Origin of the sequence: Pseudomonas sp. SLBN-26 (assembly GCF_006715895.1) — a bacterium.
GTDB classification, from domain to species: domain Bacteria; phylum Pseudomonadota; class Gammaproteobacteria; order Pseudomonadales; family Pseudomonadaceae; genus Metapseudomonas; species Metapseudomonas otitidis.
On sequence record NZ_VFOB01000001.1, the window covers coordinates 3,928,551 to 3,941,725 of the forward strand.

The following is a 13,175-nucleotide window of genomic DNA, read 5'->3' on the forward strand; positions in this document are numbered from 1 at the left end:
GATGGGGTGAGCGACGCGAAACCCCTCCCGTGCATCCTCCCCGCGTTCACCCGGTCCCGTAGGGAGACCAGCAATGCTGAACACGATTCTTCCCCTCCTGCTCTTCACCGCCCTCGGCCTGGCCGTGCTCGGCGCCGCGAAGCGCTTCCTCATGTGGCGCCGGGGCCGCCCGTCGCAGGTCGACTGGCTCGGCGGGCTGATGAAGATGCCGCGCCGCTACCTGGTGGACCTGCACCACGTGGTCGAGCGCGACACGTACATGTCCAAGACCCACGTCGCCACCGCCGGTGGCTTCGTCCTGGCGGCGCTGCTGGCCATCCTGGTGCATGGCTTCGGCCTGCACAGCCGCATCCTCGGCTTCGCCCTGCTGGCGGCCACGGCGCTGATGTTCGTCGGCGCCCTGTTCGTCGCCAAGCGCCGGCGCAACCCGCCGGCGCGGCTGTCCAAAGGCCCGTGGATGCGCCTGCCGAAGAGCCTGCTGATGTTCTCTGCGAGCTTCTTCATCGCCACCCTGCCGGTGGCCGGCATCCTCCCGGCCGGCTTCGGCGGCTGGTTCCTCGCGGCCATCCTCGCCGTGGGCGTGGCCTGGGGCGTGTCCGAGCTGTTCTTCGGCATGACCTGGGGCGGGCCGATGAAGCACGCCTTCGCCGGGGCCCTGCACCTGGCCTGGCACCGCCGCGCCGAACGCTTCGGTGGCGGCCGCTCCACCGGCCTCAAGGCCCTGGACCTGACCGACCCGAGCGCCCCGCTGGGCGTGGAGAAACCCACCGACTTCACCTGGAACCAGTTGCTCGGTTTCGACGCCTGCGTGCAGTGCGGCAAGTGCGAAGCCATGTGCCCGGCCTTCGCCGCCGGCCAGCCGTTGAACCCGAAGAAGCTGATCCAGGACATGGTCATCGGCCTGGCCGGCGGCAACGACGCCTCCTTCGCCGGCAGCCCTTACCCCGGCAAGGCCCTGGGTGAGCACAGCGGCGGCCCGCACCAGCCCATCGTGTCCCTGGAGGGCAAGGCCCTGGTGGATGCCGATACGCTGTGGTCCTGCACCACCTGCCGCGCCTGCGTCGAGGAGTGCCCGATGATGATCGAGCACGTCGACGCCATCGTCGACATGCGCCGCCACCTGACCCTGGAGAAGGGCGCCACCCCGAACAAGGGTGCCGAGGTGCTGGAAAACCTCATCGCCACCGACAACCCCGGCGGCTTCGCCCCCGGCGGCCGGCTGAACTGGGCGGCCGACCTGAACCTGCCACTGATGAGCGACAAGCAGCAGGCGGACGTGCTGTTCTGGGTCGGCGACGGAGCCTTCGACATGCGCAACCAGCGCACCCTGCGCGCCTTCGTGAAAGTGCTCAAGGCCGCCAACGTCGACTTCGCCGTGCTCGGCCTGGAAGAGCGCGACAGTGGCGACGTGGCCCGGCGCCTGGGTGACGAAGCCACCTTCCAGACCCTCGCCAGGCGCAACATCGCCACCCTGGCCAAGTACCGTTTCAAGCGCATCGTCAGCTGCGACCCCCACAGCTTCCACGTGCTGAAGAACGAGTACGGCGCCCTCGGCGGTCACTACGACGTCCTGCACCACACCACCTTCATCGACGAGCTGGTGCGCGGCGGCGCGCTGAACCTCGGCCAGAGCAAGGCCGGCAGCGTGACCTACCACGACCCCTGCTACCTCGGCCGCTACAACGGCGAGTACGAAGCGCCCCGCGCCGTGCTCAAGGCCATCGGCATCGAGGTGAAGGAAATGGAGCGCTCCGGCTTCCGCTCCCGCTGCTGTGGCGGCGGTGGCGGCGCGCCGATCACCGACATCCCCGGCAAGCAGCGGATTCCCGACATGCGCATGGTGGACATCCAGTCAACCGGCGCCGAACTGGTGGCCGTCGGTTGCCCGCAGTGCACCGCGATGCTCGAAGGCGTGGTCGCCCCGCGCCCGGAGATCAAGGACATCGCCGAACTGGTGGCCGACGTGCTCATCGAGGCCCCGGCCGAGGTGAAGAAACCAGCCGCCGCCAAAGCGTCCATGGAGGTGGCGTGATGCCCATCCACCGCCTCCCCCGCCTGGAGACCCGAGCATGAGCGACATCATCCGCCGCGACCCACGCGCCGAGTGGATCGCCCGCAACCGCCTGCACCCGCTGCACGGCCTGCTGCAGACCCAAGGCCAGGCCAGCTGGATGGGCCCCAACGGCGTGCTGCGCAAGAACCCCCATGTGGCCGCCGCCGGCTTCATCGGCCCCAACGGCGTCAAGCGCATCGACCGCAGCGGCGCCCAGCAGGGCACCGCCGGCAAGCGCAGCAGCGCGCCCGAGGTGGTGCAGCTGCCACTGTTGGTCATCGAACAACCGGCCTTCCACATCTGCGTGGTGCCCGACATGGTCGGCGGCCGCCTCTCCAGCCACGACAAGGACCTGCTCGGCCTGGCCCGCAAGCTCGCCGGCAGTGACGGCGCCGTGGTGGCCGTGGTGTTCGGCGAGGACAAGGAAAGCGCCTTCGACACCGCTGGCGTCGACCGCCTGCTGCGCATCCCCGGTGAAGCCTTCGACGGCTACTCGCCGGAAGCGCGGGTGCTGGCCTTGAGCGCCGTGGAAAGCCAGCTGGCGCCGCGCCACTGGCTGCTGCCCGACAGCCGCACCGGTGGCGGCGAGCTGGGCCGGCGCCTGGCCGCCAAGCTCGGCGAACGCCCCGCCACCCGCGTCTGGCAGGTGGCCGACCAGCAGGCCACGGGCCGTGCCGGTGCCGGCCGTGAAGACCTGGTACGGCGCCTGCCGCGCCTGGTGCTGGCCGCCGCCGAATGCGCCGAGCCGGTCAGCGAGACCCGCCACGAGGCCCGCGCCCTGGAACTCACCCACGCCATCGCCCACAGCCTGCCGCGCATCGAAGACCTCGGCCCGGTGGCCGTGGACCCGGCGCAGATTCCCATGGCCGAAGCGGAGTTCATCCTCTCCGGCGGCAACGGCGTGAAGGACTGGGACCTGTTCCACCAGGCCGCCCGCGAGCTGGGTGCCACCGAAGGCGCCTCCCGCGTGGCGGTGGACGACGGCCACATGCCGCGCAACCGCCAGGTCGGCGCCACCGGCACCTGGGTCACCGCGCGGGTCTACCTCGCGGTGGGCATCTCCGGGGCCATCCAGCACCTGCAAGGCATCGGCGCCTGCGACAAGGTGGTGGCGGTGAACATGGACCCGGGCTGCGACATGATCAAACGCGCCGATCTCTCGGTGATCGGCGACTCCGGCGCCATCCTCGCCGCGCTCATCGAGCGGGTACGGCAATACCGTCAGGGAGGGGCACGCGATGCCGCATGACGCACTGAAGATCGTCAGCCTCGTCTCCGTCGGCGCCCACCCCACGTCCGGCCGTCCGCGCCGCGCCGACCAGGACGCCCGCGCGGTGGAGCTGGGCCTGCGCCTGGCCGGCCCGCAGCTGCGGGTGGTGCACGCCGGCGATCCCCGGGAAGACGCCCTGCGCAGCTACCTGGGCATGGGCCTGACCGAGCTGGTGGTGCTGGAGCAGGGCCCGCGTGACGACGCCCTGCCGGCCCTCGGCGATTTCATCCAGCACAGCGGCGCGCAGCTGGTGCTCACCGGCAGCCAGGCGGAAACCGGCGAAGGCTCGGGCATGCTGCCCTACCTGCTGGCCGAACGCCTCGGCTGGCCGCTGGTGGTGGGCCTGGCCGAAGTGGAGAAGGTGGACAACGGCGTCGCCCAGGTGCTGCAAGCCCTGCCCCGTGGCCAGCGGCGCCGGCTGAAGGTGCGCCTGCCGTTCCTCGCCAGCGTCGACAACGCCGCCCCGGCCGCACGGCAGAGCGCCTACGGCCCGGCGCGTCGCGGACAGCTAAGTGCCGAAGACGTGGACGTGGTAGAAGACGAGCTGTTCGCCGACAGCCAGCTGCAACCCGCCCGCCCGCGCCCCAAGCGCCTCAAGGTGATCAAGGCCAAGACCGGTGCCGAGCGGATGAAGGCGGCAACGGCCAAGGCCTCCGGTGGGGGCGGCCAGGTCCTCAAGGACCTTTCGCCGGAAGCGGGTGCCGAGGCTATCTTCAAACTGCTGCAGGAAGAGGGCGTGCTGCGCTGACGCAGCACCAGGAGGAGACACCGACATGATGCATGCCGATCTGATCGACCAGGATGACTTCCGCGACCGGCTGGTTGCACTGGGCCTCAGCATTCCGCCGGGGGTGAGCGCCGAACAGGCGTGCGAACACGCCGTCAGCGGCCTCAGCCCGGAACGCGCCACCGCCCTGCGGCGCCTGGTGGAGGAGCTGCTGGGCGGCAACGCCACCCTGCTGCCCCAGGTGCGCGAAGCCATCTCCCGCACCCTGCTCCCAGCCCTGGTGCCGCGCTGATTCCCCCGTAACGACGAAGGGCGCCGCTGGCGCCCTTTTTCATGCCCACGCAAAACCGTCGCCCGCCGACACGAAACATCCCCTGGCACCGATGGGCTTCGCACAGCTCAGCCCATCCTACGTCCGCCTCCGCCACCTCCATCGCACGCGACCGTAGGATGCGGTGAGCTCGGCGAACCGCATCGAATCCAGCAGCTCCCGCAAGCCGGCACCAGCCCCGTGGGAGCGGTTTCAACCGCGAAAGCCCCCACACCAAAACCCCAGGCAAAACCGCGTAGCCCGGACTTCAGTCCGGGAATGGGCAGGGTGCGCAGGGGAAGAACCTTCGCGAGCAGAGCTCGCTCCTACGGGCAGGTACCAGCCTGGGAAACTCCCGGGCTAAAGCCCGGGCTACGTCCAGCCCCGCCACCCATCGCACGCTACCGTAGGATGCGGTGAGCTCGGCGAACCGCATCGAGTCCCGCCGCGCCCACAAGCCAGCACCAGCCCCGTGGGAGCGGTTTCAACCGCGAAAGCCCCCGCACCAAAACCCCAGGCAAAACCGTGTAGCCCGGGCTTAAGCCCGGGCTACGGGGACGTTCTGGGGACGCACCCTGGCGCCGATGGGCTTCGCACAGCTCAGCCCATCCTACGTCCACCTCCGTCACCTCCATCGCATGCGACGTAGGATGCGGTGAGCTCGGCGAACCGCATCGAATCCCACCGCGCCCACAGGCCGGCACCAGCCCGTGGGAGCGGTTTCAACCGCGAAAGGCCCCCGCACCAAATCCCCAGGCAAAACCGCGTAGCCCGGACTTCAGTCCGGGGATGGGCAAGGGAAGAACCTCCGCGAGCAGAGCTTGCTCTTACGGGCGGGTTTCAGCAGGGGAGTTTCCCGGGCTGAAGCCCGGGCTACAGGGACGTTTTGGGGAACGGGGCCGCTGGGCGGCCCCGGGTGGGTTACAGGCGGACGCTGGCGAAGGTGGATTCGCTCTGCGCGCGGCTGAGGGCGACGCCGGCGGTGGAGGGGCGGCGCAGGTCTTCCGGCAGCGGCACCAGGGCGACGACGTTGGCGTTCTGGCCCGCGCGCTCGTCACGGGGCGGGATGCCGAAGTACTCGCGGTAGCACTTGGAGAAGTGCGGGGTGGAGACGAAGCCGCACACCGAGGCCACTTCGATGATCGACATGGCGGTCTGCTTCAGCAGCTGGCGCGCGCGGATCAGGCGCAGCTTGAGGTAGTAGCGCGACGGCGAGCAGTGCAGGTACTTCTGGAACAGACGCTCCAGCTGGCGACGGGAAACGTCGACGTAGCAGGCCAGTTCGTCCAGGTCGATGGGCTCTTCGAGGTTGGCCTCCATCAGCGCGACGATTTCCTGCAGCTTCGGCTGGTTGGTGCCGAGCATGTGCTTGAGGGGCACGCGCTGGTGGTCCTGCTCGTTGCGGATGCGCTCGTAGATGAACATCTCGGAGATCGCTGCTGCCAGCTCGCGGCCATGCTCGCGGCCGATGAGGTGCAGCATCATGTCCATCGGTGCGGTGCCGCCGGAGGAGGTGTTGCGGTTGCGGTCGATGGAGAACAGGCGGGTGGTCACGGCGGCGCGGGGGAAGGCTTCCTGCATGGCCGCCAGGCATTCCCAGTGCACGCTGCAGTCGAACCCGTCCAGCAGACCGGCCTTGGCCAGCGCCCAGCTGCCGGTGCACACGGCGCCCAGCTGGCGGCCCTGGCGGGACTGCACCTGCAGCCAGTGCAGGTGCTCGCGGGTCACGCTGTGCTGGATGTCCACCCCGCCGCAGACGATCACCGCATCCAGCGCCGGCGCGTTCTCCAGGCCGGCGTCGGGGGTGATCTGCAGGCCGTCGCTGGCGCTGACCGGCTTGCCGTCCTGGCTGAGGGTGTACCAGCGGTACAACTCCTTGCCGGAAAGCTGGTTGGCCATGCGCAGCGGTTCCACCGCCGAGGCCAGGGAGATCAGGGTGAAGTTGTCCAGCAGCAGGAAGCCGATGGTTTGGGGGACGCGATTCTGAGGCTGGGAGCCGGTGGTGGACTGTGACATCTGCGAAACCCTCACGCTAAACACGCATTGAGCCTCTATTGCGAGGCCCTCTTTCTTATTGGTGGTTCTGGTACGCGCTGACCCAGACGGTTGCCCTTTCTACAAGGCAAAGGCCATGCCTGGATTGATCAGCTGTTCAATAAAAATGCGTCGATTCATCCAAACCCCATGCCAGCGGGGCTAGGCGAGAGCGACAGAAACATTCTGATAGCGACCGCCAGGCCGCGTGGTTCCTGGCGTCTGGGGTGTTCGGTAGCACCGGACGGGAGGGCCGCTGTCACCCCGCTACATCCGGGAATGTGGGCCGTAACAGACGAACGGCGCGTGATGTGACCGATTGGTCAGGAGGTCTTTCCAGTCGCTCCGGGCGCGACGCACCAAAAGGCGGCGGCGCGCCCGGGCCGGGGGCACGGGCGGGTCAGCACTCGATGGCGCTGACGGCCAGGCCGCCGCGGGAGGTTTCCTTGTACTTGTCGTGCATGTCGGCCCCGGTGTCGCGCATGGTGCGGATCACCCGGTCTAGGGAGATGAAGTGCTCGCCGTCGCCACGCAGGGCCATCTGCGCGGCGTTGATGGCCTTTACCGCGGCGATGGCGTTGCGTTCGATGCAGGGCACCTGCACCAGGCCGCCGACCGGGTCGCAGGTGAGGCCGAGGTTGTGCTCCAGGGCGATCTCGGCGGCGTTCTCCAGCTGTTCGGGGCTGGCCCCGAGCACTTCGGCCAGGCCGGCGGCGGCCATGGCGCAGGCGGAGCCGACCTCGCCCTGGCAACCCACTTCGGCGCCGGAGATGGAGGCGTTCTTCTTGCAGAGGATGCCGACGGCGGCGGCGCCCAGGAAGTACGCCACCACGTCGTCATCGGAGGCTTCGGGGTTGAAGCGCATGTAGTAGTGCAGCACGGCGGGGACGATGCCGGCGGCGCCGTTGGTGGGCGCGGTGACCATGCGCCCGCCGGCGGCGTTCTCTTCGTTCACTGCCAGGGCATACAGGTTGACCCACTCCATGGCGCTCATGGTGGAGCCGATGACGTTGGGCTTGCCCAGGTCCAGCAGGCTGCGGTGCAGGCGCGCGGCACGGCGGCGCACGTTGAGGCCGCCGGGCAGCACGCCTTCGTGGCGCAGGCCGTTCTCCACGCATTCGCGCATGGCCGCCCAGAGGCGCAGCAGGCCGCTGCGGATCGCCTCGTCGCTGCGCCAGGCACGCTCGTTGGCCATCATCAGTTCGGACACGCGCAGCCCGTGGCGCTGGCAGAGCTGCAGCAATTCGTCGCCGCTGGAGAAGTCATAGGGCAGCGCGGTGGTGTCCTGGTCGAGGCGGCCGGAGGCGGCCTGCTCGGCATCCACCACGAAGCCACCGCCGACGGAGTAATAGGTGTCGCGGTGCAGTTCGCCGTCCTCACCGAGGGCCACCAGGGTCATGGCGTTGGGGTGGTAGGGCAGGTTCTCGTCCAGCAGGCGCATGTCCCGCGACCAGACGAAGGGCACCGGCAGGCGACCGTCCAGCAGCAGTTCGTTGCGCTCCATCAGCGTGGCGATGCGCGGGGCGATGAGCTGCGGGTCGATCTGGTCGGGCCACTCGCCCATCAGCCCCATGATCACCGCGCGGTCGGTGCCGTGCCCGACGCCGGTGGCGGACAGCGAACCATAGAGGTTCACCTCCAGCCGACGCACGCGCTCCAACAGGTGGCGCTCGCGCAGGGCGCCGACGAACAGCGCGGCAGCGCGCATGGGCCCGACGGTGTGGGAACTGGATGGGCCGATACCGATCTTGAACAGGTCGAACACGCTGATGGCCACGGGACTCTCCGCTGACTGGGTTGCATCGCGCACATCATCGGCATTTCCGTGAGCGGCGAACGTCCCACACCGACTTGCTCGTGTCCGAATGCGTCGCCCGTTATCCCCACATCGAGCGTGGAAAAACGACAGCGCCGTCCTGCTTGCGACCTGCTTCGTAGAAAGCGACACGTCTACGGCGCCATGATCCAGGCGCCCCGCTCCGGCCAGCAGCGCATCGTTCGCCACGCGGGTTTCCCCGATCCGAAACACCCTGTGGATAAGACCATGAACCCTAGAAAAACCTGGGGCCTGGCCGCAGCGCTGTGCTTTCCGCTGCTGGCCCAGGCTGCCGATCCGGAGTCCTGCTCCACCGTTCGCTTCGCCGATGTCGGCTGGACCGACATCACCGTCACCACCGCCGTGACCCGCTACGTGCTCACCGAGCTGGGCTACAGCACCCAGGTCAAGCGCCTGTCCGTGCCCGACACCTACAAGGCCATGGCGGACAAGAAGATCGATGTGTTCCTCGGCAACTGGATGCCGAGCATGGAGAACGACATCGCCCCCTACCGCGAGAAAGGCAGCGTCGACACCCTGGGCGCCAACCTGGAAGGCGCCAAGTACACCCTGGCGGTGAACAAGGCGGCGTGGGACGGCGGGTTGAAGAACTTTTCCGACCTGGCGCGCTTTCGCAAGGAGCTGGGCGGGAAGATCTACGGCATCGAGCCCGGCAACGACGGCAACAAGCTGATCGGCAGGATGATCAGCGAGAACGCCTTCGGCGTCGGTGACTTCCAGCTGGTGGAGTCCAGCGAGAGCAGCATGCTGGCGCAGGTGAAGCGCGCCGAGCACCTCAAGCAGTGGGTGGTGTTCCTCGGCTGGGAGCCGCACCCGATGAACAACACCTTCGAGATGCAGTACCTGGCCGGCGGCGACGACTACTTCGGCCCGAACTTCGGCGGTGCCACCGTCTACACCAACACCCGCGCGGGGCTGGCCAAGGAGTGCCCGAACCTCGGGCGCCTGCTGAAGAACCTGCGCTTCTCCCTGGCCATGGAGAACCACCTGATGGGCGCCGTGCTCAACCAAAGCACCAACCGTCGCCGCGAGGCCAAGGCCTGGCTGAAGGAGAACCCCGCCGACCTGGCGCGCTGGCTCGAAGGCGTCACCACCCGCGACGGAAAACCGGCGGATCCTGCCCTGAACCTGGCCGACGAACCCTGATTTCTGTCGTTCCCTCCACTCCACCGCAGCCCCCGGCTGCCCTGGCCTGCAGCCTGCTCAAGTGCTGCAGGCCAGTCGCCACGCGGGTTCCAGCGGTCGCGCCGGGCAAAAACTTTCTGTTAAGGTTTTCCGCCATTGGCTGATGTCGTCGCCCAACACGTCAGGGTCGTAAACCGACAATTGCCGGTATGCCGAGGCTATATCGTTGAGACAGCCGATTTCGTCGCTGTCGCACTCCCAGGGAGGTGCGGCAGACCGGGGCCCTCCGCCCCGGACCGAAGAACACAAAGCGGCCATGCCCTCCTGACGGGACGTGGCCCTACAAGAAATTTCGGATGTACGCGCACCTCCGGTCGAGGTGTGGAATGACCCAGGGATCGGGTCACGTAGCACTGCCAGAGGGTGTGGAAAGCGGTTTGCAACTCAGCGCAACGAAGGACAGGAACTCAAGGATTCGATCAGGCGTCCATGCCCTGCGGGGTGAGGGTGGCTGTCTGAATCCGTGGGCACCCGGTCGTCGGCTCGACGTCGCACAGCCTCCCTGCCAGGCCCTGGAACCAGTAAACCCACACAGGCAAGAACAGTCGACAGCACCTGGCGCCGCGCCCTGGATGGGAGCCCGCGAGCACGCGTGTCCGACAAGGATGCCTACCGAAGGGGAATGATCCCATGCAGTCTGGAAAAATCGTGGTCCAGAACCTCTACAAGGTTTTCGGCCAACAGCCACAAGAAGCCATCGACCTGCTCAAGCAAGGCTGGAGCAAGGAACGGATTCTCGCTGAACGTGGCGCGGTGATCGGCGTCAGCGACGTCTCGTTCAGCGTCGAAGAGGGCGAGATCTTCGTCCTCATGGGCCTGTCGGGCTCCGGCAAGTCCACCCTGATCCGCCTCATCAACCGTCTGATCGAACCGACCGCGGGCGACGTCTTCATCGACGGCCAGAACGTGGCCAAGCTGCCCAAGGCACAGCTGATCGACCTGCGTCGTCGCGACATGAGCATGGTGTTCCAGTCCTTCGCCCTGATGCCCTCGCGCACCGTGCTGGACAACGCCGCCTTCGGCCTGGAAGTGGCCGGCAAGAGCAAGAAGGAGCGCGAGCGTCGTGCCATGGAAGTGCTGGAGCAGGTGGGCCTGGCGCCCTTCGCCCACAAGTACCCCCACGAACTCTCCGGCGGCATGCAGCAGCGCGTGGGCCTGGCCCGCGCCCTGGCGGTGGACCCCTCGATGATCATCATGGACGAGGCCTTCTCGGCCCTCGACCCGCTCAAGCGCCGCGAGATGCAGGACGTGCTGCTGGAGCTGCAGAAGACCCACCGCCGCACCATCATCTTCGTCTCCCACGACATCGAGGAAGCCATGCGCATCGGTTCGCGCATCGGCATCATGGAAGGCGGCAAGCTGGTCCAGGTCGGCACCCCGCAGGAGCTGATCGAGAAGCCCGCCAACGACTACGTGCGCAACTTCTTCGACACCGTCGACACCAGCCGCTACCTCACCGCCGGCCAGCTCAAGGCCGACAGCGTCCCGCTCTACGTGCACAACGGCAAGGCGCCGGATGCGCTGCAGGTGTGCCGCGAGCTGCAGGCGATGGACAAGCACTACGCCTTCATCGTCGACGAGGACAACCGCTTCCGCGGCTCCATCAGCCTGGAAAAGATCGCCCTGCTGGTGGAGGACGGCCGCTCCCGCAGCCTCGAACCGGACCTGCTCAAGCAGATCGTGCCGGTGCCCGAGGACCTGCCACTGGACCAGGTGATCGAGCGCCTGGTGGACAACGAAGGCCCCATCCCGGTCATCGACCAGGCGGGCCACTATGCCGGGGCGATCAGCAAGGGCCGCCTGCTGAGCCGACTGCAGGGGGTGTGAGATGAGCGAGAAACTGGATCTGGGCAGCTGGGTCAACGACGTCGTCCAGCACCTGCTGGAAAACTACGGCGGCGCCTTCGAGAACGTGGGCGCCGTGGTCAGCGGCTTCTCCGAGCTGATCGAGCGCTTCCTGATGTGGCCGCCGGCCTGGCTGCTGATCGCCGTGTTCGTCGGCCTCGGCCTGTGGCGCATCGGCGTGAAGTTCGCGCTGTTCACCGCCGCCTCGCTGGTGCTGATCGTGCTCACCGGCTTCTGGGAGCAGACCGTGGTCACCCTCGGCCTGACCTTCTCCTCCACCCTCATCAGCCTGCTGCTGGGCATCCCGCTGGGCATCTGGGCCGCCAAGAGCGAGCGGGTGGCCATCATCATCCGGCCGATCCTCGACTTCATGCAGACCATGCCGGCGTTCGTCTACCTGATTCCCGCCGCCATGCTCTTCGGCCTGGGCCGCGTGCCGGGGATCATCGCCACGGTAATCTTCGCCATGCCCCCGGCGGTGCGCCTGACCAGCCTCGGCATCCGCCAGGTGAACAAGGAAATCGTCGAGGCCGGCCAATCCTTCGGCTGCACCAGCTGGCAGCTGCTATACAAGGTGCAGCTTCCCAACGCGATGCCGTCGATCATGGCCGGGGTCAACCAGACCATCATGATGGCGCTGTCGATGGTGATCATCGCCTCGATGGTCGGCGCCGGCGGCCTGGGCAACGACGTACTCGCCAGCATCCAGCGCCTGGACATCGGCCTGGGCTTCGAGAGCGGCATGGCCGTGGTGCTGCTGGCGATCATCCTCGACCGCATCACCGAGAGTTTCGGCACCCCGCGCGTCCAGGGTCGTGCCAGCCTGTTCGGCTGGTTCAGCGCCCGGGCACGGCTGCAGCGCCAGGTGAAGCCTTCCTAAGAAACGCCAATAAACGAGTACCAGGGGAGTTGCTGATGAAGAACATGAAGAAAATGGCGGGAGTCGGCCTGCTGGCCTGTGCGCTGATGCAAGGCGCCTGGGCCGGTGAGCCGGAAAGCTGCAAGCAGGTACGTTTCGCGGAAATCGGCTGGGCGGACATCTCCGCCACCACCGGCGTGGCCATGGTGCTGACCGAAGGCCTGGGCTACAACCCGCGCAAGATCATGGCCTCGGTGCCGATCGCCTTCACCGGCGTGAAGAACAAGCAGATCGACGTCTTCCTGGGCTACTGGGCGCCGTCGATGGACGCGGTGATCGAGCCCTTCACCAAGGACAACGGCGTGAAGGTGCTGCCGACCGCCAACCTCGAAGGCGCCAAGTACACCCTGGCCGTGCCCACCTACGCGGCCGAAGCCGGCCTGAAGAGCTTCCAGGACATCGCCAAGTTCAAGGACCAGCTGGGCGGCAAGATCTACGGCATCGAGCCGGGTAACGACGGCAACCTGCTGATCGACAAGATGATCAAGGGCAACCAGTTCGACCTGGGCAGCTTCCGCATGGTCGAGTCCTCCGAGGCCGGCATGCTGGTCCAGGTGCAGCGCGCCATCAAGAAGAAGGAGCCGGTGGTCTTCCTCGGCTGGGCCCCGCACCCGATGAACACCCAGTTCGACATCACCTACCTCTCCGGCGGCGATGACGTGTTCGGCCCCGACTACGGCGCCGCCAAGGTCTACACCGTGGTACCGCCGGACTACGAGGCCCGCTGCGGCAACGTCGGCAAGCTGCTGAACAACCTGCAGTTCAACGTCGAGATGGAAAGCCAGCTGATGGAGAACATCCTGAAGAAGGAAGACCCGATGAAGGTCGCCACCACCTGGCTCAAAGCCAACCCCGCCGTGCTCGACAAGTGGCTCGCCGGCGTCACCACCTTCGACGGCCAGGACGGCGCCGCTGCCGTCAAGAAGCACCTCGGTCTCTGACTTCCCTTTCCGCCACCGTGGCCGCCCGGCCACGGTGCGCGGACTCGCCAAGCC

The 13,175-nt window shown here is 67.5% G+C and carries 10 protein-coding genes; 8 read left to right on the forward strand and 2 right to left on the reverse strand.

The genetic code is table 11. From position 1 onward, the window contains the following. Positions 1-73 precede the first annotated feature (73 nt). Genes dgcB through FBY21_RS18145 form a run of 4 tightly spaced genes read left to right on the forward strand, consistent with a single transcriptional unit; the run spans position 74 to position 4,342 of the window. Complete coding sequence (gene dgcB, locus FBY21_RS18130) at positions 74-2,032, forward strand: dimethylglycine demethylation protein DgcB (protein ID WP_142012734.1); 1,959 nt, start codon at positions 74-76, stop codon at positions 2,030-2,032. A 37-nt stretch (positions 2,033-2,069) separates the two neighbouring features. Further along, on the forward strand, positions 2,070-3,302 hold the full coding sequence (locus FBY21_RS18135; RefSeq protein WP_074967291.1) for an electron transfer flavoprotein subunit alpha/FixB family protein: 1,233 nt from the start codon (positions 2,070-2,072) through the stop codon (positions 3,300-3,302). Further along, entirely contained in the window at positions 3,292-4,071 is a 780-nt protein-coding gene (locus FBY21_RS18140; protein WP_044409216.1) for an electron transfer flavoprotein subunit beta, read from the forward strand. Before FBY21_RS18135 ends, FBY21_RS18140 begins: the two co-directional genes overlap by 11 nt. A gap of 25 nt (positions 4,072-4,096) precedes the next feature. After that, a complete protein-coding gene (locus FBY21_RS18145; protein WP_044409219.1) occupies positions 4,097-4,342 on the forward strand; it encodes a hypothetical protein in 246 nt (81 codons plus the stop codon). A gap of 939 nt (positions 4,343-5,281) precedes the next feature. Here the strand turns inward: FBY21_RS18145 and FBY21_RS18150 are convergent. Beyond that, entirely contained in the window at positions 5,282-6,376 is a 1,095-nt protein-coding gene (locus tag FBY21_RS18150) for a GlxA family transcriptional regulator (protein ID WP_044409222.1), read from the reverse strand. A gap of 418 nt (positions 6,377-6,794) precedes the next feature. Then, complete coding sequence (locus tag FBY21_RS18155; protein ID WP_142012735.1) at positions 6,795-8,171, reverse strand: L-serine ammonia-lyase; 1,377 nt, start codon at positions 8,169-8,171, stop codon at positions 6,795-6,797. A 267-nt stretch (positions 8,172-8,438) separates the two neighbouring features. Here FBY21_RS18155 and FBY21_RS18160 point away from each other — a divergent pair, with 267 nt between their 5' ends. The 4 genes from FBY21_RS18160 (at position 8,439) to FBY21_RS18175 (ending at position 13,121) form a co-directional block, all read left to right on the forward strand. Further along, positions 8,439-9,377 carry a choline ABC transporter substrate-binding protein gene (locus FBY21_RS18160; RefSeq protein WP_142012736.1) on the forward strand — a complete coding sequence of 313 codons (939 nt, stop codon included), beginning with the start codon at positions 8,439-8,441 and terminating at the stop codon, positions 9,375-9,377. A gap of 669 nt (positions 9,378-10,046) precedes the next feature. Next, positions 10,047-11,243, forward strand: coding sequence for a glycine betaine/L-proline ABC transporter ATP-binding protein (locus tag FBY21_RS18165; protein WP_044409231.1), 1,197 nt, complete (start codon positions 10,047-10,049; stop codon positions 11,241-11,243). 1 nt (position 11,244) lies between these two features. Further along, on the forward strand, positions 11,245-12,141 hold the full coding sequence (locus FBY21_RS18170) for an ABC transporter permease (protein WP_074967285.1): 897 nt from the start codon (positions 11,245-11,247) through the stop codon (positions 12,139-12,141). 35 nt (positions 12,142-12,176) lie between these two features. After that, the gene (locus tag FBY21_RS18175) at positions 12,177-13,121 is read left to right on the forward strand and encodes a choline ABC transporter substrate-binding protein (protein WP_074967283.1); all 945 of its coding nucleotides are present in this window, start codon (positions 12,177-12,179) and stop codon (positions 13,119-13,121) included. Positions 13,122-13,175: the final 54 nt, after the last annotated feature.